Genomic DNA, 19357 nt, shown 5'->3' on the forward strand with positions numbered 1-19357 from the left:
CGGTGCGGCTCATGCGGCCGACCCCGCTCACGAAAAATGAGGGGCATCGAGGCATGAGGGGCTTATTCGATCGCTGGCGGGGGCTGACCGCTCGCTCCCTCATGGGTGGCATGGCCCGGGCCTCCGTCCTGATCCTGGCGATGGGCGTGACGCTGGCCGAGGCCGCCACGGCCGACCGCCGGGTCGCCCTGGTAATCGGCAACGGCGCCTACGAGAACGTTCCTGCGCTCGACAATCCGCTCACCGATTCCAAAGCCATCGCCGCGGCCCTGAAGCGCATCGGCTTCGACGTGGTCGAAGGCTACGACCTCAAGCTCGACGGCATGCGCAGCCTCGTCGGCCAGTACGCCTCGAAGCTCGACGGGGCCAAGGTCGCCTTCGTCTACTATGCCGGCCACGGCGTGGCGGTGGCGGGCGACAACTACCTCCTGCCCACCGACACCGTCCTGAAGAGCGAGGCCGATCTCGACTTCAAGACCATGAACGTCAATCTCGTCCTCCGGCAGATGCAGCGCGAGGACCGCGTCAACGTCGTGATCCTCGACGCCTGCCGCGACAATCCCTTCGCCAAGGAACTCGCGCGCTCGCTCAAGACGCGCTCGGCCTCGGTGGCTTCTGGCCTCTCCGAGATCACGGTAAATTCCGCGGCCGGCACGATGATCGCGTTCGCGACCGATCCGGGCAAGACTGCCCTCGACGGCTCCGGCAGCCACAACAGTCCCTTCACCACCGCGCTCCTCAAGCACATGGAGACGCCCGGCGTTTCGATCAGCACGGTGATGGACCGGGTCCGCGAGGACGTCTGGCGTTCGACCGGCGAGCGTCAACGGCCCTGGGTCAACACCTCGATCATCGGGGAATTCTACCTCAACCCGGCTCCCGCCGCCGCCGTCCAGGTCGCCGCGGCGGAGGTTCCCGGCGTTCCGTCCGCCAACCCGGCCATGGCCGCGGCGGGTCCGCAGGCGCTGGAGATCAAGCTCTGGGAGTCGGCCGAGCGCTCCGGTGCGGCCGAAGATTACAGGGCCTATCTCGACGCGCATCCGAACGGCTACTTCGCGCAGATCGCCCGCAACCGGATCGCGCGCGGGGCGCCGGCCGGCCGTTCGATCCAGTCGGAGGCCGAGTTGAAGGAGCCCGGCACCACGCAGACCGAGTCGGGGCTCGCCCTGTCCGTGAAGGATCGGATCGAGGCGCAGCAGCGGCTGCGTGCCATCGGCTTCGATCCCGGCGGCACCTCGGGCACCTTCGGCCCCGGCACCCGGCGCGCGCTGACGAACTGGCAGAAGACCAAGGGCCTGCCGGATTCCGGCTTCCTCACCAAGGCGCAGCAGGTCGCCCTGTGGGAACAGAGCGAGACGGATTACCAGAAGGCGATCGCGCGTCCGCAGGCCGAGCGTGCGGTGCGGGCGGCCGTGCCGCGTCCGCAGCGCCCGGCTCCCGCACAGGCCCGCGCCATGCGCGAGCCGGCGCCGTATCCTCAACAGGCGCCGCCTCAGCGCGGACCGTCGCTCGGCGAGATGGGCAACTTCCTCGGCGGGGTCGGCAACCTCGTCGGCAGCATGCGGCGCTGAGTCGAAGTTCGGCGCCCTGCCTTCCGGTTCAGGACGCCTTCGCCACGACCTCGATGTCGCGGTCGAGGCCGCTCTCGACCTTGAACTCGCGCGTGTAGACCTGCCCCTCGTGGCGGGCGATCAGCACGTAGTCGCCCTCTGCCAGCGTCACGGACGGAAACGCGCCGATCGCCTCGCGGATGGTATCGCCGCCGGGGGTCAGCACGCTGAAGGCGGTGCCGGCGAAGGCCTCCGAGCCGGGGGCTGCGACGAGCTTCAGCGTGACGGTCGCGGCCCGGTGGTTCAGCGTGGCGTCCGTCACCTTGCCGTTCTCCACCTTGAGGTCGGCGCGCTGGATCGCGTTCGATTCCCCGTAGGTCGAGACCACGTGATAGGTGCCCTCCGGCAGCCGCACGACCTCGCCCGCCTTGACGCCGCTCCTCACGAGACGGCCTTCCGAATTGGCGCCGATGGGCACGAAGATCGAGAAGGCGAGCTGGTTGGGAGCGATCTTCTGATTGCCGATGGAGCCGGACAGCTTGAGCGCGCCGGCGCTGATCTTGATGTCCTCGCTCGTCGCGCTGCCCGACATCGTCACGCGCTTCGAGGCGCTGGCGAAACCGTAGGTGACGGTGGCGACGTAGGAGCCCGGAGGCAGCCGGAAGCTCGGCGTGGCGTCGGTCGAGCGGGCGACGATCGCCGGCTTGCCGGCCTCGGCCTTGTCCTCGTAGACGCGCCAGGCGAGCCCGGAGCGCAGCCGCTGGCCGCCGCCGACGAGCGTCGCCGAGAGCGACAGATCCGCCTCGCTTTCGGCAGGTGCCGGCTGCGGCAGGATCGGGCTGGTGATGCCGGGCGAGGGCAGGGGGCCGCCCACGGGATTGTCGAAGGGACTCTGCGCCCGCGCGCCGGCCGCCGTCGCAGCGAGGATCGCGATCACCCGCCAGAGCCCCACTTCACGCATTCCTGAAACGACCCTGTCGCGCGGGCGCTGTGCCCGCAATTGCCAATCCGGCGACGCTGCGCCATGACGGGCGCTACGACCGGACGATGGCGGCGCGATGGCGCTGCCGACAGGATGCAGGATCGCGCACCGCAGCCCTCGCGTCCACCGCCGGTCGCCTGCTGGAAGCCGTTCCCCGGATCCCCATGAACGCCACCCTCGACATGCTCCGCGTCCGCCGCTCGGTGCCGCCCGTGCGGCTCGAAGGCCCCGGCCCGTCCCGCGAAGAACTCGACGACCTGCTGACCATCGCCGCGCGTGTGCCTGACCACGGAAAGCTCGCGCCCTGGCGCTTCCTCGTCATCGAAGGAGAGGCGCGTCTGACCGTCGGAGAGGCCATCGCCAAGACCCATGCGGCCGACTTCCCCGATGCCGATGCAGGCCGGCTCGACCTCGAGCGCAAGCGGCTCGCCCATGCGCCCTTGGTCGTTGCCGTCGTCTCCCGCGCCGGCCCGCATGTGAAGATCCCCGAATGGGAGCAGGTGCTCTCGGCCGGCGCCGTCTGCACCAACCTCGTGATCGCCGCCAACGCCGCCGGATACGCCACCTCCTGGCTCACCGAGTGGTTCGCCTACGACCGGCGCATTCTCGACATGCTCGGGCTGGAGCCGTCGGAGAAGATCGCCGGCTTCATCCATATCGGCCGCCCGCAGGAGGTGCCAAGCGACCGGCCGCGTCCCGTGCTCGCCGAGATCGTCACCCGGCTGTAGGGCCAGAACAATGCATTACTCCGCAGACGAGCGCACCCTGCCGCACAATCCGCTGAAGGCGATCGTCGCGCCGCGCCCGATCGGCTGGATCAGCAGCATGGACAAGATGGGCCGGCTGAACCTCGCGCCGTACTCGTTCTTCAACGCCGTCGCCGATGACATGGTCATGTTCTCCTCGACTGGCCGCAAGGACGCGCTGACCTTCGCGGAGGAGGGCGGTGAGTTCGTCTGCAGTCTCGCCACCTACGAGTTGCGCGATCACATGAACGCCACCTCGGCGCCGCTGGAGCGTGGGCACAGCGAATTCGAGCATGCCGGGCTCGAGATGGCGCCATCCCGGAAGGTCCGGCCGCCGCGTGTGGCTGCAGCGCCGGCCGCCATCGAATGCAGATGGCTGCAGACCGTACCGCTAGTGCCGCTCGGCGGCGGTTCGCCAACCAACCACATGGTGATCGGGCAGGTGGTCTCGATCTATGTCGATGAGCGCTTCGTGCGTGACGGCCGCGTGGACACGGCCGCCATGAGCCCGATCCAGCGCGGCGGCTATTTCGACTACTTCGCCATCGCGGCGGAGCAGCGTTTCGAGCTGGTCAGGCCGAAGGGCGGCTAGACCGAAACGCGGCGATCCTCACCGCGCGAGGTCGCCGATCGTGCTCGCCAAGGGTCCCAGGGCGCCCCAGAGCGCGATCGCGCTCATCAGAACCCGCGCAACCGTCTTCGAACCGGCGGCCTTGCGCGCCAGCGGACCCATCGTGTCGAGCACGAGTCGAGCCGGGCCGAGCGTCACGGCGGCCGTCAGGCCGGGGTAGGGGCGGTGGATGCTGGCAATGGCCGCGGCGGACATGGGAGCCTCTTCAGTCGAGGGCAGGGGGATCGCGGCGACCGCCCTGGAGCGATCGCGCCGAGCCAGAGTGCGCCCTCACCTTCGATCTGCAAAACGCATAGTTCGTATCGATATAATCTGATTTTCTGCTAGATCGGGTGGCCATCTCCTCGCCCCTGCACCGATCCATGCGCCATCCCGATCTCGAACTCGACCTGCTCCGCGCCTTCGTGGCCGTTGCTGAGACCGGCAGCTTCACGGCTGCTGCCAGCGTGGTGCATCGCTCTCAATCGGCGGTGAGCCAGAAAGTCTTGCGCCTCGAAGAGATTCTCGGGCGGCGCGTCTTCGATCGTACGAGCCGCATGCTCGGCCTGACGGCGGATGGCGAACGGCTGCTCGTCAGTGCGCGCCAGATGCTCGAACTGAACGACAGCATCATGCGCAGCTGGCGCGAGCCGCCGGCCAGCGGCACCCTGCGGCTCGGCGTGTCGGACGATTTCATCCCGGGCGAGCTGCCGAAGCTCCTAGCGCGATTCGGACGGCTCTATCCGGGCGTGCATGTCGACCTGATGACCGGCCTGAGCCTCAGGCTCCTGGAGGCCTACGACGCCGACCGGCTCGATGCGGTGATCGCCAAGCGCACCGCCGCGCAGGCCCGGGGCAGGGTGATCTGGCGCGAGCCGTTGGTCTGGCTGGCCTCTGCCGATTACCAGCTCGATTTCAGCCGGCCTGCCCGGCTGGTGATGATGGTGCCGCCCTGCAGCTACCGCGAGATGACGATCGCTGCGCTCGACTCGGTGCGCCGGGAATGGACCGCCGTCTGCACAGCGAGCAGCCTGATGGGCGTCCAGGCGGCCGTCGCAGGCGGTCTCGGCGTGACGCTGCTCGGTCGCTCCTTCGTCCAGGAGGGCATGCAGATCCTGCGCGCGCCGGAGCTGTGGCCGGCTCTGCCGCTCAGCGAGGTGATCGTGCTCGGCGAGGATCGCTCGCCGGATCTCGTCGCGCCGCTGATCGCCTTTCTCAGCGAGAGCCTTGCGGGACACAAGGCGCTGACGCCGGCGGCTTGAGGGAGGGTCCAAAGGCCCCCTCACGACCCCATCCAGCGTTCGCATAAGATATATTATGGAACCTGATCACGTGATTTCCTGGGGCAGGGGTCCTGGATCGATCCCTCCGGGGCCTGTCGCCGTCCAGGCACAGGCTCGTGGCAAAACGCTCGTGCGACATTGATCACGGGCGCGCTGTGGCCGTCGCTCGCGGTAAGGTCACAATGTTTCGCTACGTTTCCCGCTTTCCTGCATCGCGTCTTCAGCCCTCTTTCCCATGTTCCAGCGCTTCTCACGCCTCGGTCTGGCCCTGCTCGCCGTCGGTCTCGGCTATCCGGCCGTGGCCCAACCCGATCTGGCGCCACAGGCAGCGACGCAGCCGATGGGAAGCCAGCCCGGCAAGTCAGCGCGGCCTGCGCTCAAGTTGGCGCGTTTGGCCTCGCTCCTCGGCAAGGATGGCGACATTCGCATCGTGGCTTTCGGTTCGTCCTCGACGCAGGGCATCGGCGCCTCCTCGCCGGCAGCCACCTACCCGGCCCTGTTGGAGACCGATCTCGAGGAAAGCTTGCAAATCGGCGCGTCGAGCCGGCGCTCGGTCACGGTGATCAACCGCGGCAAGGGCGGCGACGATTCCCGCGACATGGCTCAGCGGCTGGACCGCGACGTCATCGCCGAGCATCCGGACGTCGTGATCTGGCAGACCGGCAGCAACGATCCGCTGAAAGGTGTGCCGGTTGAGCGCTTCAAGGAGCTGACCCGCGAGGGCATCCTGGCGATCCGCGCGACTGGCGCCGACGTGGTGCTGATGGACCAGCAGTGGTGCCAGCGGCTCAGTGGTGTCGCCAATGCCGCGCAATACGGCGATGCGCTGCACGAACTCTCGGCCGAGCTCGGCGTGCCGGTGATCCAGCGCCATGACATGATGCTCTCCTGGATCACGCGCGGGCTGATGACGCCCCAGCAGATGATCGGCCCAGACGGCCTGCACATGACTGATGCCGGCTACAGTCGGCTCGCAAAATCCGCGGCAGCTCAACTCTTGGCCAGCGCCGGCTTGGCCCAGCCGTCGCTCGTCCGGAACTGACGGGGGCACGGGTGTTGATGCCCCCTCCCCGCGCCCGGTTGGAGGCGCTGACCGAGGACACGCTCGGCATCTTCCTCGACGGCTTCTACGCGAAGGTCCGGCGTGACGACGTGATCGGGCCGGTCTTCGCCGCGCGGATCGCGGACGAGGATTGGCTACGCCATCTCGCGACGATCCGGGATTTCTGGTCCTCCGTGCTGCTCAAGACCGGACGCTACAAGGGCAATCCGTTCGGCAAGCACGTGGCGATCGAAGGGATCGGCATGGCGCATTTCGAGCGCTGGCTCGGGCTGTTTGGCCAGACCGCGTCGGAGACGTTTGCGCCCGCGATCGCCGAGGCGCTGGTGGAGCGCGCTCATCGCATCGGCGACAGCCTCAAGGCCGGGCTGTTCTTCCGGGCCGAGCTGCTCCAGCCGGCCAGGTCCTGAGCGATCAGAGATCGACGCCGACGGCGAGTCCGTCATAGGCCGGAACCACGCCCCGCGGCAGCTTTTTGGCCAGCGTCTCGTAGTCGAGATCGGTGTGCAGGTTGGTCAGGATTGCACGCCGGGGCGCGACCTCCTCGATCAGCGCGAGGGCATCCGAGACCGAATAATGCGACGGGTGAGGGGTCTCGCGCAGCGCATCGATGATGAGAAGGTCGAGGCCTTTGAGCCGCGACTTGGCGGCGTCGGGCATCACGCTGACATCGGGCGCATAGGCTGCAGGGCCGAAGCGGAATCCGTAGGCCGCCTCGTTGCCGTGCTCCATGGCGAAGGGCAGGGCCTCGATTGCGCCTCCCTCCCCGGTGACCGTCACGACATCGGCCTCGGTGAAGTCGTGCAGGTCGAGGATCGGCGGATAGAGGCTACCCGGCGGGGTCTCGAAGGCGTAGCCGAAACGCACCGAGAGCAGCTTTCCAGTCAGGGCATCGGCATGGACCGGGATGCGCCGGCGCATGGTCAGCACCAGTGGCCGCAGGTCGTCGATCCCGTGGGTATGATCGGCATGGGCGTGCGTATAGAGCACCGCGTCGAGCCGATCGACGCCCGCATCCATGAGTTGCTCGCGCAGATCCGGCGAGGTGTCGACGAGGAGGCTGGTGGTGCCGGCGCCGTCCAGCCGCTCGACGAGGATCGAGCAGCGGCGGCGGCGGTTCTTCGGCTCGTTCGGGTCGCAGGCGCCCCAGCCATAGCCGACCCGCGGCACGCCACCCGACGAGCCGCAGCCGAGAATACGCAGGTTCAGGGACGGCATGAGACCGCCCCCTTGGCATTCTCCCCGTCATTGCGAGCGCAGCGAAGCAATCCAGGGCCACGCACGCAAAGTCGGCATGTTAGCCCTGGATTGCTTCGCCTGCGGCTCGCCATGACAGGGGAGGGTCTCATACCGCGCTGCCCTCCAGCGCGGCCGCCTTGTCGAACAGCGTGAAAAAGTTGTCGGTCGTCTGCGTGGCCAGCGTCTCGAAGGGCAGGTCCAGGGTCTTGGCCAGGACGCGAGCGGTGTCGGCGGTATAGGCCGGCTCGCAGCGACGGCCGCGATGCGGCTCGGGCGCGAGGAACGGCGCGTCGGTCTCCACCAGCATCCGGTCGAGCGGCACGGCGGCGGCGATCTCGCGCAATTCGGTCGAGCGGCGGAAGGTCACGATACCGGAGAACGAGACATAGAGGCCGAGCTCGACCCCGACCTGGGCCAGTCGGGCGCCTGACGAGAAGCAGTGCAGGATCGCCTTGAACGGGCCACGCCCGACTTCGTCGGTGAGCACCGCTTCCATATGCGCGTCGGCGTCGCGCGAATGGATCACGAGGGGCAGGCCGGTGGCGCGGGAGGCTGCGATATGGGCGCGGAACACCCGCTCCTGGACGGCTTGCGGGGCGGCATCCTCGTAGTGGTAGTCGAGCCCCGCTTCGCCGATGCCGATGCAGCGCGGATGATCCGTCAGGCCGATGATGGTCTCGGCCGGCACGTCGGGTTCCTCGGCGGCGCCGTGAGGGTGGGTACCCACAGTGCACCAGACCTGAGGATGCGCCTCGGCGATGGCCCGGTAAGACTCGGCCTTGGCGACCCGCGTCGCGATCGTGAGCATCCGCGTCACGCCAGCCGCCTCGGCGCGCGCGATCACGCCGGGGATGTCCTCGGCGAAGTCCGGAAAATCCAGATGGCAGTGGCTGTCGACCAGCATGGAGCGGATTGTCTCGGTTCCTATGCGGGCGGTGCTAGACCGCCTCCGGCTTCTCGAAGCGCGGGAAGATCGGGCTCGGTGCCGGCAACGGCGTGCCGGCCTTCAGGCTATGACCCCCTCCGGCATGCGCGAACTGGCGCTCCAGCGTCGGCACGGCCAGCAGGTCGAGCAGAACGCCGGCTGCGGTCGGCATGAATGGCTGCACTGGAATCCCGACGCGGCGCAGGGTCTCGATCGTCACGTAGAGCACGGTGTTCATGCGCGCTGGATCGCTCTTCTTGAGCTTCCAGGGCTCTTCGGACGCGAAGTAGCGGTTCGCATCGGCCACCACCGTCCAGATCTCGGCGAGGATCTGGTGGAGAGCGAGATTCGTCATCAGCCCCCTCGCCTTTTCCGGCAGGGCGGCGGCGGCGTTCAACAGCGCCGTGTCGGCCTCGGTGAAGGCGCCCGGCTCCGGAACGGCGCCGTCGCTGTTCTTGGCGATCATGCTCAGCGAGCGCTGGGCGAGGTTGCCGATATCGTTGGCGAGGTCCGCGTTGATGCGGTTGATGATCGCCTCGTGGCTGTAATTGCCGTCGCCGCCGAACGGCACTTCGCGCAGCACGAAGTAGCGCACCGGGTCGACGCCGTAGGTCGAGACGAGGTCCATCGGGTCGACGACGTTGCCGAGCGACTTCGACATCTTCTCGCCCTTGGAGAGCAGGAAGCCGTGGCCGAAGACGCGACGCGGCAACGGCAGGCCGGCCGACATCAGGAAGGCCGGCCAGTACACCGCGTGGAAGCGCACGATGTCCTTGCCGATGACGTGCAGATCGGCCGGCCAGTATTTTTTCCGCGGGTCGGATCGGTCCGGAAAGCCGGTGACGGTGAGATAGTTGGTCAGCGCGTCGACCCAGACATACATGACGTGGCCGGGCTTTTCGGGCACCGGCACGCCCCAGTCGAAGGTGGTGCGGCTGACGGAGAGATCCTTCAGCCCCGAGCGAACGAAGCTCGCGACCTCGTTCATGCGAGTATCCGGCCCGAGGAAATCCGGCTGCTCGGCATAGAGCTTCAGCAGCTTGTCCTCGTAGTTGGACAGCCGGAAGAGGTAGTTCTCTTCCTCCATCCACTCGACCGGCGTGTCGGTCTTGGCGCTGCGGCGACTGCCGTCCGGCGTGAGGATCGTCTCGGCCTCGTCGTAATAGGCCTCGTCGCGCACCGAGTACCAGCCGGCGTATTTGGCGAGATAGATGTCGCCGTTCGCCTCCATGCGCCGCCAGATCTCCTGGGCCGCGGCATAGTGCTCGGGCTCCGTGGTGCGGATGAAGCGGTCGTAGGAGCAGTGCAGGGCGTCGGCCATCGCCTTGAAGCGCGCGGCCATGTCGTCGACGAAGGCCCGCGGCGTGGTTCCGGCCTTGGTGGCGGTCTGCTGGATCTTGAGGCCGTGCTCGTCGGTGCCCGTCGAAAAATGCACGTCGTAGCCGTCGAGGCGCTTAAAGCGCGCGATCGCGTCCGTGGCGATCACCTCGTAGGCATGGCCGATATGCGGCATCCCGTTCGGATACGAGATCGCCGTGGTGATGCTGAAGGTGCGCTGCGCGGTGTCGCTGGCCATCAGGTCGAGGGGGCTTTCCGCAGGGGATCGGATCTGGCCTTGTTGCGCGACAGCCGGCGCGACGCAACCGACGAACGGCGGTGCAGCAGATCAGAGGTGGCGCAGCGCTCCGGCCACCTCGCCGAACAGCGACAGCACCAGCGGCCGGCGATCGAGATTATAGACCGCCGCCTCGCGGGTCTTCTCAACGATCCGGTCGGCGGCCTCGACCAGCCCCAGCAGTTGCGCGGCCCCCTCCCCCTTCCGGCGGTCGATCTCCGAGGAAAGGAAGCGCTGCAGCGTATCGAGGGCGGCCCCGAAGAGTTCGTCGGCATCCCGGCCGGAGACCGTGTCGGCGAGCTTGAGGACGCGGTGCCAGTCGGGATCGTGCGGGTTCGAGAGCAGCATGCGGACCTCGCGCACCACGCCCGCCGTTGCGGAATCGAGGAACGAGACCGAGCGCGACACCGACCCCTCCCCGAGCGCGGCGGCGCGAGCGACGTCGTCGGCGGCGGGCTGGACGAAAGGCGGCGGAAAGCCGTCGATCACCGTTTCGACCTGCTCCTCGTCGAGGGGCCGTAGCGCGAGTTTGCGGCAGCGTGAGCGGATCGTCGGCAGGAGGCGCCCCGGCGCGTGGCTGACGATCAGGAAGAGCGCGCGCGGCGGCGGCTCCTCGATCATCTTGAGCAGGGCGTTGGCGCTGTTGGCGTTGAGGTCCTCGGCGCTGTCGACGATGCAGACGCGGTGACCGCCCTCCCCGCCCGCGGTCTCGGCGAACAGGTCCAGCGCCTTGCGCGCGGCATCGACGGAGATCTTGGTCGGCAGCGTCTTTGCGCCGGGCGCCTGGACGCGGCGCAGGGCCACCAGGTTCGGATGCGACAGCGCCGCGACCTGCCGGGCGACGGGATGCTCCGGCGGCACGTCGAGGCCGTCGGGGCGAGGCAAGCTGCGCGGGTCGGCGACGAGGCGCCGCGCGACCCGGTAGGCGAGCGTCGCCTTGCCGATGCCGCGCGGGCCGCCGATCAGCCAGGCATGGTGCAGCCGGCCGGAGCGAAGGGCTTCGACGAAGGCAGCCTCCGCGGCCTCGTGTCCGACGAGGCGGTTGTGCTCGCGGGGCCGGGGGATGTTGGCGAGATCGCCCGCTTCCGCGGTCTCGCGCGGGTGGTCAGGCGGCATTCTCTCTCGCGTCCTTCTCGGCCTCGGAGAGCAGGGCGGGTAGCCGAGTGGCGACGGCGGCGCGGATCGCGGCCTCGACGGAATCGGGCGCGGCATCGGCATCGATGACGACGCAGCGCTCCGGTTCGGCTTCGGCGATAGCACTGAAGGCCGCGCGCAGGCGCTGGTGGAAGCCGAGCGCCTCGGCCTCGAACCGGTCAGCCTCCCCCTCCCCGCCTCCGGCCCGCTGCCGGGCCCGCGCGAGCCCGGTTTCCGGCGGCAGGTCGAGGATGAGCGTGAGACGCGGCCGGGTCGGCCCGACGACGACGCGCTCCAGTGCCAGCAGGTCGGCTTCGCCCACGCCTCCGGCCGCGCCCTGATAGGCGCGGGTCGAATCCGAGAAGCGGTCGCAGAGCACCACGGCGCCTTTGGCGAGTGCCGGGCGGATGAGCTGGTCGAGATGGTCGATGCGCGCGGCGGAAAACATCAGCGCCTCGGCGAAGGCACCGTAGGGCTTGGCGACACCGGCGAGCACCGCCTCACGGATGGCTTCGGCCTTGGGCGTGCCGCCGGGCTCACGAGTGGTCACGACCTCTCGGCCGGACCGGGCGCGCAGATGCGCGGCGAGGCGGAGGATCTGTGTGGATTTCCCGGCCCCCTCCCCGCCTTCGAAGGTGATGAAGACGCCCTCGGGTGCGGCTTCTAGCGTGTCGGTCGTCATGCCGAGGGGCCTAGCATGACCGGGATCGCGGGGCGACGGTCCTAGGTTTCAGGAAGCGCTACCCGCTTCCTTCCCACCGCCCCGGGCTTTGTCGAAAGCCTTGCGCACGAGATCGCCGCCGACTTCGAGCGCGGCATCGAAGGCGCGCTGGGTCAGCGTGCCGGTGGCCACGGGCTCGGCCGCGTAGAGCGGTTGGTCGAGCGCGATCGAATCGCCACGCATCACCCGCAACGTGCCGACCTGCTGACCCTGCTCGATCGGTGCGACGAGCGGTCCCTTGTAGACCACACGCGCGCTCATCCGCTCGGACGAGCCGCGCGGCTGCAGCAGGCGCACCGTCTTCTTCGCCACGACGGCGACCGAGCCCTTGTCGCCGCCATAGACGGGCACCTCGGCCACGGTTTCGTTGGCTTGGAAGATCTGCCGGTTGTCGAAGGCGCGCAGGCCCCATTCCATCAGCTTGCGCGATTCCGATGCCCTGTCGCGGGCGGTCTTCAGGCCCGAGAGCACCATGATCAGGCGTTGGCCGTTCTGCACGGCCGAGCCGGTGAGCGCGTATCCGGATTCCTCCAGGTAGCCGGTCTTGAGGCCGTCGGCGCCGATGTCGAGGGTGAGCAGCGGATTGCGGTTCTGCTGCTTGATCTTGTTCCAGGTGAATTCGCGTTCGGCGAAGATCTTGTAGAGGTCGGGATAGGTGTCGATGATGTGCTGGGCGATCTTCGCCATGTCACGGGCGGTGACCTTCTGGTCGGGCGCCGAGTAGCCGGTGGCGTTGCGGAAGGTCGAGCGCGTGAGCCCGATCTCCTTGGCCTTCTGGTTCATCAGCCCGGCGAAGGCCTCCTCGGTGCCGGCCATGTTTTCCGCGATGGTGATCGCGGCATCATTGCCGGACTGGACGATCAGGCCGCGCAGCAGGTCGGACATTTTGATGCGGCTGTTGACCTGAGCGAACATCGAGGAGCCGCCGCCGCCTGCCCCTCCCCGTTTCCAGGCGTCCTCGGTCACCGTGAACTCGGTATCCATGGTCAGGCGCCCTTCCTTCAGGGCGCTGAACACGATCTCGGTGGTCATCAGCTTGGCCATGCTGGCCGGGGAAAACAGCTCGTCGGCCGCCTTCTCGAACAGCACCGCGCCGGATTCCGCATCGAGCAGGATCGCGTGGGGCGCGGCGGTCTGGAAGGTTTGGGCGGTCACAGCCCCTGCCGACAGGGAGAAAACGGCAGCGAGAATAGTGGCCGCGCGAAGGATCGCTCTCGAAGCCCGCATCGTCGTCTCTCGCGCGTCGCCTGCCGGGGCAGGCCTCCCATGAGCTTGACTATATCCCGAACTGCGGTGGCGATCGAATCCAACCTGTTGGAATGATGAAGCCTGCGGCGACGTGCCCGGTCCGTTCGTCAGCGCTGCGCCGCCTGCATCGGCTTGCCGTCGCCCTTCTCGGGTTGAATCTCGATCTTCTGCCCGTCCTTCAGGTCGGGCGGCGGACTGAGGACGAGGCGCTCGCTGCCGTCGAGACCCTGGTCGAGTTCGAGGAAGGCTCCGAGATCGCGGCGGATGCCGATGCTGCGCCACGAGGCGGTCCCGTCGGGATTGGCGATGGCGACCTGCGTGCCGCGCTGATTGAACACCATCGCCTCGGCAGGGATGCGGATGGCGGGAGCGGCGCGCGGAATCTTCAGCGTCACGTAGACGTAGAGGCCGGCCTGCAACGTGAAATCCTTGTTCGGAACGTCGACCTGCGTCGTCAGCGTGCGCGAGGCCGAGAGCAACGCGACCGAACTGCGCTCGACCGTGCCGGAGAACGACCGACCCGGCATCTGCGGGACCTTGATCACAGCATCGATGCCCGGCTGGACACCGACCGAGGCGTTCTGCGGCACGTTCACCGAGATGCGCAGCAGGTCGTCCCGCGCCATGGCAAGAAGAGGCGTGCCGCTGCCGGCATCGGCCGTGACGAGATCGCCGACATCGACACTGCGCGTCGTGACGACGCCGTCGAACGGCGCGGTTACGATCTCGAAACCGGTCAGCGCCTTGAGCCGGTCGACGGTGGCCTGCTGCGCCTTGATGTTGGCCTCGGCCACCTTAACGTCGGCCTCGGCCGAGGCCAGGTTGGCGGATTGGCTGAGCACGCCGGCCTGGGTGTTGTCGGCATTCTGCTTCGAGGCCCAGCCCTGGCCGGCGAGCGTCGAGGTGCGCGAGTTGGTGACCTGCGCGAGGCTCACATTGGCCTTGGCCTGATCGACCTGCGCCTTCGCCCGCAGCAGCTGCGCCTGGAGCTGGCCGAGTTGGGCCTGGGACTGGGCGAGCTGCTGGTCGAGATCCGGCGCGGCGATGCGCAGGAGCCGGTCGCCGGCCTTCACCCGCGAGCCGATATCGACGTTGCGCTCGGCAATGTAGCCGGTCGCGCGGGCGAAGATGCGCGCCGTGGCGAAGGCCTCGGTCTGGCCCGGCAGCGTCAGCTCGACGGGTGTCTCGACGCGCTCCGAGTTGACGGCGCGAACCTTCGGCACCTGTTCGATGACCTTGCGCTGCGACTCGGCGGCGGCGGCATCGCGTCGCCAATGGCCGTAGCCGCCCCAGCCGAGCAGGCCGACCGCCACCAGGGCGACGAGCACGAACAGCCCCTTGCCCGGCGGCGGGGGGATGTCCTTATCGGAAGCTGGCTGGTCGGGCTGGCTCACAGTCACCTTGTCTCGGCCCATAGGCGAACGGCCGCGCGCCGCAACGTGTTCCGGTTCATAGGTAATCCTCGACCGGATGGACGGCTCCGCGGCGCAACAGGCTGTAGAGAAACGGCACGAAGAGCAGCGTCGCCGGCGTGCCGATCGCGATGCCGCCCATCACGGCGCGGGCGAGCGCCGCGTTCTGCTCGCCGCCCTCCCCCGATCCGATCGCCATCGGGATCAGGCCGAGAAACATTGCGCCCGCCGTCATCAGGACCGGCCGCAGGCGCGTGTCTCCGGCCTTGATCGCCGCTTCGATCGCCGAGCAGCCCGTGGCCTCGCGGTGTTCCTTGGCGAAGGTCACGAGCAGGATCGAGTTGGCGCTCGCGATGCCGACCGACATGATCGCCCCGAACAGCGAGGGGATCGAGAAGGTGGTGCCGGTGATGAACAGGCTCGCGGTGATGCCGCAGAAGGCGAGCGGCAGCGCGGCGAGCACCACGAAGGGATCGCCCCAGCTCTGATAGTTCACGGCCATCAAGAGGTAGACCGCAATCAGCGCGATGCCGAGGCCGACCTCCAGCCGGAAGAAGGCCGAGCGCATGTTCTCGATCTGCCCGCGCACGGTGATCTTGTCCGGTGCCGGCAGCGCCTTCTGCTCCTCCTGGACGATCCGGTCGATCTCGCCGGCCACCGAGCCGAGATCGCGATCCTGCACGGCGGCGTAGACGTTGAAGGTGGGCTGCGTGTTGACGTGGTTGATCACGGTCTGGGTCGGCGTGCGCTTGATCGACGAGACGCTGGAGAGCAGCGTCAGCACGCCCGGCCCGTCGCGGCCGCCGCCCTGGACCAGGATCGGCGTGTTCTGCAACTCGGTAAGGCTGTCGTTGCGGTATTCCGGCGTCTGTACCCAAAGCTGATAGGGGATGCCGGATTTCGGGTCGGTCCAGAAATTCGGGTTCACCTGGAAGGAGCCCGAGAGCGAGACGTTCAGGCTCTGCGCCACCTGCTGCTGCGAGAGGCCGAGCTCGGAGGCCTGGCGCCGGTCCACGTCGACGTAGAATTGCGGCTCGTTGACGATCTGGTGGAGATGGACGTCGACGAGGCCCTTGGTCTGCTTGAGGCGTGAGACAATGCGCTGCGCGACCTCGAGGTCCTTCTCGATATTGCGGCCCGAAATCTGGACGTCGATCTGTGCGAGCACGCCGAAATTCAGGATCTGCGTGATGATGTCGGAGGGCTGCACATAGACCGTGAGGTCGGGGAAGCGGTCCCGCAGGGTCTCGCGCAGGGCCTTGGTGTAATCCGCGACCGGCCCATGCCCTTCCTTGAGGCTGACCAGCATCTGGCCGTCGTTGTAGGAGACGAACGAGCCGTCGGAGAAGGCGAAGTTGTAGTTGTTCGACGGGATGCCGATGTTGTTGAGGACGAGTTCGATCTCGCCCGGCGGGATCACCTCCCTCACCGTCTTCTCGACCTGGCCGAAAACCTGATCGGCGGTCTCGATGCGCATGCCGGTGCGGGTGCGCAGATGCAGGGTGATCTGGCTGGATTCGACCTGTGGGAAGTAATCCTGCCCGACGAAGGTGAAGAGAACGCCCGTTCCGGCGAAGATCAGGCCGACCACGGCGAGCGTCGCCACCCGCCGCGCCAGCACCACGTGCAGCAGCCCGAGATAGCTGCGGTGGAAGCGGGCGAAGCGGGCCTCGAAGCCATGACGGAAGGCGCCGGCGAGGCGGAACACCGGCTTCATCGGCCATGACAGGGCGCGGCGCAGACGTCCGCTCTTCGGCTGCTCGTGCTCCTCGCCGTGATGCTGGGCGTATTCGCGCGCCACGAGCACGTCGATCAGCAGCGGCACCAGCGTGCGCGACAGCAGGTAGGAGGTCAGCATCGCGAACACGACCGCCATCGCCTGCGGCGTGAACAGGTATTTCGGGATGTCGACGAGGGCGAACACCGAGACGAAGGCGGCGCAGATCGAGAGCGTCGAGATCAGCGCCGGCTTGGCGATGCCGGCCGCACCGTGGACCACGCTCTCGCGGAACGGCTTGCCCTCCTCGAACAGCCGGTAGGTGTTCTCGATCGCCACCGTGCCGTCGTCGACCAGGATGCCCACCGCGAGCGCGAGGCCGCCGAGGGTCATCACGTTGATGGTCTGGCCGAGCGCCGCGAGCACCGCGAGCGAGGTCAGGATGCACAGGGGGATCGAGATCAGCACGATCAGCGTCGAGCGCCACGACCCGAGGAAGAGCAGGATGGTGAGGCCCGTCAGGCAGGAGGCGATCAGTGCCTCCTCCAGCACGCCGTGAATGGCGTTCGAGACGAAGACCGACTGATCGAAGAGCGCCTTGATCGACATGCCCTCCGGCGCTGCGGCGCGGATATCGGGCAAGGCGGCCTTGAGATTGTTGACGACGTCCAGCGTCGAGGCGGTGCCGTTCTTGAGCACCTTCATCAGCACGGAAGGCGAGCCGTCGCCGCGCACGATGTTGACCTGCGGCGGCCCGCCGTCGCGCACATGCGCCACGTCACGCACCAGCACCGGCTGACCGGCGACCACCTTAATCGGGATGTCGTTGAGCTCGGCGATGGTGTCGGGGGTGGCGTTGAGCTGCACCGGATATTGCTGCTCGCCGAACTTGGCGAGGCCCGAGGGGATGGTCAGGTTGCCGGCGCCCACGGCGTTGGTGACTTCGAGCGGCGTGATGCCGAGCGCCTGGAGCGCGCGCAGGTCGAGATCGACCATCACCTGACGGGGCGCGCCGCCGAAGGGCGACGGCAGCGTCGTGCCCGGCACCGTCGTGAGGCGCTGGCGGATGCGATACTGGCCGTAATCGAAGACCTTAGTGAGCGCGTCCTTGGTCGAGGTCAGTGCCAGCTGGATCACGGGCACCGACGAGGCTGAGAACCGCACGATCACCGGCGGCTGGACGCCCGGCGGCATCAGGGCGCGGATCGAGTTCGTCGAGGAGACGACCTGAGCGATGGCGAGGTCGATGCTGACCGACGGGTCGAAATAGATCTTGAGCACCGCCGTACCCTGGAGCGTGGTCGACTCCATGCGGGCGATGTTATTGACGTTGTTGGAGATTCCGAACTCGGAATAGGTCGTGATCCGCTTCTCCACCTCGGGTGCGGAGAGGCCGGTATAGGTCCAGACGACGACGACGACGGGGATGTCGACGGTGGGCAGCACGTCCTTCGGGGTGACGATGATCGCCCCGGCGCCCCCGAGCATCATCAGCACGGCGAGGACGTAGGTCGTGATGCGAAATTTCAGAGCGTACTGGACGAGCTCCATCCGCCCTGCCCTCGCCTTCGCAACCTCGCTTCGGAGGCTGATCTAGGACGGCGGAAATGTTTCCGGCAAATGTCTCGATGGGTGCTACGCCACATACGCGCGCCCATGCCGCACTTATCGACAGCGTATCGCGATCCGCCCGAAGGCGGCGTCAGTATACGCCGGCGACGTGAGAGCGGCGGCCGCCGGTCGACGCGGCGGGCTTGCCGTTCGAGGCCGCCGCGAGGCGCGCCATCGCGCTCTTCGCATCCGAAGGCATGGCGGCGGCGCGGGAAACCGGGCCGGCCTTCCCCGTCGCGAGCGTCTTGCCCATCGTGGCCTGGGCGACCTGAAGCTTCGGCGCGAGGCTCGGCTGGGCGAATTTGGGCTGTCCGAACTTTGTCTCGGCAAACTTGGCTTGCGCGGGTTTGCCGGGCGCGAGCGCGGCGTGGGCGGCGCGGTTGCCGGTCTCGCGGACCGAGGGAGCGGCTGACGGCTCGCGCATCGCGCCGGCGAGCCGCATGGGCGGGGGTGCGAGGCTGAGCGGTGCGTGGCCTCGTGCTGGCTCTCCAGCGGAAGCCAGACGGCTCGCCGGGGCGCCATGGGTCGAGGGATTGAGGCCGGCGACCGGCATCGGCTTGAACGCCGCGCCACGGGCCGCGGTCGGCTGGACGGCGGCGGGCACGGCGACGCTGGCGGCGCTCGCCAGCACGATCGGCGCGGCGCGCTGCGGGCGTGCGATGGGCGCTGCCTCGGGCGCATCCTCGTCCGAGCTCGCCGGCTTGTAGGCCAATGTCGGGCGCGAGGTCCGGGAGAAGCGCTCATGCGCGGGCTCCTCGCGGTCGGGGCCGAGATCGGCCACCATCACCGGCGAGCCCGAGCCGGTCGAAGCCGGGCGCCCATCGGTGCGCAGGCTGGCGAGGAGCTTGCGGTCGTCGCTGCCGGCCACCGAGGCCTTGCCGACATACTCGACGCGCACGCGCTCGGTGCCCTTGCGGTGAAAGTCCAGCGCCCGGGCCGCCTCCTCCGAGAGATCCATCACGCGGCCGGCATGGTATGGCCCGCGATCGTTGACGCGCACCACCATCGAGTAGCCGTTCGAGAGATTGGTGACGCGGGCATAGCTCGGCAGCGGCAGCGTCGGATGCGCGGCGGCGATGGAATGACGGTCGAAGACCTCACCATTGGCCGTCATGCGGCCGTGGAAGGCGGCGCCGTACCAAGAGGCGAGGCCCTCGCGGACATAGCCCCTCGCGTCGTCGCGCGGCACATAGGTCTTGCCGGCCACCACGTAGGGCTTGCCCGAGAAACGGCGTCCGCCGCCCTTCGGGATCACGTCGCCCTCGTTGTAGAGGCGCTTGGAGGCCTTCACGCCGTATTTCGGGTCGATGTCGCTGCCCGATCCGCCGCCCGCGAATTTCTGAGTGTTGCCCGCGCAGTTGGCGGTGGTGAGCGCCACGGCGCAGACGCCGAACAGGCGCCAGAGCGGCCAGACGCGCGTCGATGCGCCCAAAGCCGGAACCGATCCGGCCGTCGTGATCCGCGCCATACGCAACTCGCCCGGCTCAATGGCGACCGCTCGATG

17 protein-coding genes are annotated in these 19357 nt (G+C 68.2%); 6 read left to right on the forward strand and 11 right to left on the reverse strand.

Going from position 1 to position 19357, the window contains the following annotated elements:
- Window positions 1-53 precede the first annotated feature (53 nt).
- Window positions 54-1571 carry a caspase family protein gene (locus GGR33_RS12225; RefSeq protein WP_183505463.1) on the forward strand — a complete coding sequence of 506 codons (1518 nt, stop codon included), beginning with the start codon at window positions 54-56 and terminating at the stop codon, window positions 1569-1571.
- A 28-nt stretch (window positions 1572-1599) separates the two neighbouring features.
- On the opposite strand, the gene GGR33_RS12230 is transcribed toward GGR33_RS12225, so the two are convergent.
- The gene (locus tag GGR33_RS12230; protein WP_183505465.1) at window positions 1600-2511 is read right to left on the reverse strand and encodes a hypothetical protein; all 912 of its coding nucleotides are present in this window, start codon (window positions 2509-2511) and stop codon (window positions 1600-1602) included.
- A gap of 185 nt (window positions 2512-2696) precedes the next feature.
- On the opposite strand from GGR33_RS12230, the gene GGR33_RS12235 reads away from it, so the two are divergent.
- Complete coding sequence (locus tag GGR33_RS12235) at window positions 2697-3260, forward strand: nitroreductase family protein (RefSeq protein ID WP_183505467.1); 564 nt, start codon at window positions 2697-2699, stop codon at window positions 3258-3260.
- 10 nt (window positions 3261-3270) lie between these two features.
- Window positions 3271-3870 carry a flavin reductase family protein gene (locus GGR33_RS12240; RefSeq protein ID WP_183505469.1) on the forward strand — a complete coding sequence of 200 codons (600 nt, stop codon included), beginning with the start codon at window positions 3271-3273 and terminating at the stop codon, window positions 3868-3870.
- A gap of 18 nt (window positions 3871-3888) precedes the next feature.
- On the opposite strand, the gene GGR33_RS12245 is transcribed toward GGR33_RS12240, so the two are convergent.
- The gene (locus GGR33_RS12245; RefSeq protein ID WP_183505471.1) at window positions 3889-4104 is read right to left on the reverse strand and encodes a hypothetical protein; all 216 of its coding nucleotides are present in this window, start codon (window positions 4102-4104) and stop codon (window positions 3889-3891) included.
- Between the two features lie 167 nt (window positions 4105-4271).
- Here GGR33_RS12245 and GGR33_RS12250 point away from each other — a divergent pair, with 167 nt between their 5' ends.
- The 3 genes from GGR33_RS12250 (at window position 4272) to GGR33_RS12260 (ending at window position 6641) form a co-directional block, all read left to right on the forward strand.
- Window positions 4272-5150, forward strand: a complete 879-nt coding sequence (locus tag GGR33_RS12250; RefSeq protein WP_183505473.1) for a LysR substrate-binding domain-containing protein — start codon at window positions 4272-4274, stop codon at window positions 5148-5150.
- A gap of 256 nt (window positions 5151-5406) precedes the next feature.
- Window positions 5407-6213 (forward strand): SGNH/GDSL hydrolase family protein, encoded by an 807-nt coding sequence (locus GGR33_RS12255; RefSeq protein WP_183505475.1) that lies wholly within the window; start codon window positions 5407-5409, stop codon window positions 6211-6213.
- A gap of 17 nt (window positions 6214-6230) precedes the next feature.
- Window positions 6231-6641 carry a group III truncated hemoglobin gene (locus tag GGR33_RS12260; protein WP_183505477.1) on the forward strand — a complete coding sequence of 137 codons (411 nt, stop codon included), beginning with the start codon at window positions 6231-6233 and terminating at the stop codon, window positions 6639-6641.
- Window positions 6642-6645: 4 nt separating this feature from the next.
- Here the strand turns inward: GGR33_RS12260 and GGR33_RS12265 are convergent, their stop codons facing one another.
- The 9 genes from GGR33_RS12265 to GGR33_RS12305 form a co-directional block, all read right to left on the reverse strand.
- Window positions 6646-7449, reverse strand: coding sequence for an MBL fold metallo-hydrolase (locus tag GGR33_RS12265; protein WP_183505479.1), 804 nt, complete (start codon window positions 7447-7449; stop codon window positions 6646-6648).
- Between the two features lie 127 nt (window positions 7450-7576).
- Complete coding sequence (locus tag GGR33_RS12270; protein WP_183505481.1) at window positions 7577-8374, reverse strand: TatD family hydrolase; 798 nt, start codon at window positions 8372-8374, stop codon at window positions 7577-7579.
- A gap of 34 nt (window positions 8375-8408) precedes the next feature.
- Window positions 8409-9971, reverse strand: coding sequence for a methionine--tRNA ligase (gene metG / locus GGR33_RS12275; protein WP_183505483.1), 1563 nt, complete (start codon window positions 9969-9971; stop codon window positions 8409-8411).
- A 90-nt stretch (window positions 9972-10061) separates the two neighbouring features.
- Window positions 10062-11126, reverse strand: a complete 1065-nt coding sequence (locus GGR33_RS12280) for a DNA polymerase III subunit delta' (RefSeq protein WP_183505485.1) — start codon at window positions 11124-11126, stop codon at window positions 10062-10064.
- Window positions 11116-11826 carry a dTMP kinase gene (gene tmk, locus GGR33_RS12285; RefSeq protein ID WP_183505487.1) on the reverse strand — a complete coding sequence of 237 codons (711 nt, stop codon included), beginning with the start codon at window positions 11824-11826 and terminating at the stop codon, window positions 11116-11118. The genes GGR33_RS12280 and tmk overlap by 11 nt, the downstream gene beginning before the upstream one ends.
- A gap of 48 nt (window positions 11827-11874) precedes the next feature.
- Window positions 11875-13092, reverse strand: a complete 1218-nt coding sequence (locus GGR33_RS12290) for a D-alanyl-D-alanine carboxypeptidase family protein (RefSeq protein WP_183505489.1) — start codon at window positions 13090-13092, stop codon at window positions 11875-11877.
- 128 nt (window positions 13093-13220) lie between these two features.
- Window positions 13221-14513 carry an efflux RND transporter periplasmic adaptor subunit gene (locus GGR33_RS12295; RefSeq protein WP_284211989.1) on the reverse strand — a complete coding sequence of 431 codons (1293 nt, stop codon included), beginning with the start codon at window positions 14511-14513 and terminating at the stop codon, window positions 13221-13223.
- A gap of 49 nt (window positions 14514-14562) precedes the next feature.
- Window positions 14563-17793, reverse strand: a complete 3231-nt coding sequence (locus GGR33_RS12300; protein ID WP_183505493.1) for an efflux RND transporter permease subunit — start codon at window positions 17791-17793, stop codon at window positions 14563-14565.
- A 151-nt stretch (window positions 17794-17944) separates the two neighbouring features.
- A complete protein-coding gene (locus tag GGR33_RS12305) occupies window positions 17945-19321 on the reverse strand; it encodes a septal ring lytic transglycosylase RlpA family protein (protein ID WP_183505495.1) in 1377 nt (458 codons plus the stop codon).
- Between the last annotated feature and the right edge of the window lie 36 nt (window positions 19322-19357).

This window comes from Methylobacterium brachythecii, assembly GCF_014196345.1.
GTDB lineage: Bacteria > Pseudomonadota > Alphaproteobacteria > Rhizobiales > Beijerinckiaceae > Methylobacterium > Methylobacterium brachythecii.

Excerpts from the sequence above, each read along its gene's own strand:
- GGR33_RS12240 (WP_183505469.1), top strand. The coding sequence starts at position 3,271 with ATGCATTACTCCGCAGACGAGCGCACCCTGCCGCACAATCCGCTGAAG.
- GGR33_RS12230 (WP_183505465.1), bottom strand. The coding sequence starts at position 2,511 with ATGCGTGAAGTGGGGCTCTGGCGGGTGATCGCGATCCTCGCTGCGACG.
- GGR33_RS12245 (WP_183505471.1), bottom strand. The coding sequence starts at position 4,104 with ATGTCCGCCGCGGCCATTGCCAGCATCCACCGCCCCTACCCCGGCCTG.
- metG (WP_183505483.1), bottom strand. The coding sequence starts at position 9,971 with ATGGCCAGCGACACCGCGCAGCGCACCTTCAGCATCACCACGGCGATC.
- GGR33_RS12265 (WP_183505479.1), bottom strand. The coding sequence starts at position 7,449 with ATGCCGTCCCTGAACCTGCGTATTCTCGGCTGCGGCTCGTCGGGTGGC.
- GGR33_RS12290 (WP_183505489.1), bottom strand. The coding sequence starts at position 13,092 with ATGCGGGCTTCGAGAGCGATCCTTCGCGCGGCCACTATTCTCGCTGCC.
- GGR33_RS12235 (WP_183505467.1), top strand. The coding sequence starts at position 2,697 with ATGAACGCCACCCTCGACATGCTCCGCGTCCGCCGCTCGGTGCCGCCC.
- GGR33_RS12305 (WP_183505495.1), bottom strand. The coding sequence starts at position 19,321 with ATGGCGCGGATCACGACGGCCGGATCGGTTCCGGCTTTGGGCGCATCG.
- GGR33_RS12300 (WP_183505493.1), bottom strand. The coding sequence starts at position 17,793 with ATGGAGCTCGTCCAGTACGCTCTGAAATTTCGCATCACGACCTACGTC.
- tmk (WP_183505487.1), bottom strand. The coding sequence starts at position 11,826 with ATGACGACCGACACGCTAGAAGCCGCACCCGAGGGCGTCTTCATCACC.
- GGR33_RS12225 (WP_183505463.1), top strand. The coding sequence starts at position 54 with ATGAGGGGCTTATTCGATCGCTGGCGGGGGCTGACCGCTCGCTCCCTC.
- GGR33_RS12280 (WP_183505485.1), bottom strand. The coding sequence starts at position 11,126 with ATGCCGCCTGACCACCCGCGCGAGACCGCGGAAGCGGGCGATCTCGCC.
- GGR33_RS12250 (WP_183505473.1), top strand. The coding sequence starts at position 4,272 with ATGCGCCATCCCGATCTCGAACTCGACCTGCTCCGCGCCTTCGTGGCC.
- GGR33_RS12255 (WP_183505475.1), top strand. The coding sequence starts at position 5,407 with ATGTTCCAGCGCTTCTCACGCCTCGGTCTGGCCCTGCTCGCCGTCGGT.
- GGR33_RS12270 (WP_183505481.1), bottom strand. The coding sequence starts at position 8,374 with ATGCTGGTCGACAGCCACTGCCATCTGGATTTTCCGGACTTCGCCGAG.
- GGR33_RS12260 (WP_183505477.1), top strand. The coding sequence starts at position 6,231 with ATGCCCCCTCCCCGCGCCCGGTTGGAGGCGCTGACCGAGGACACGCTC.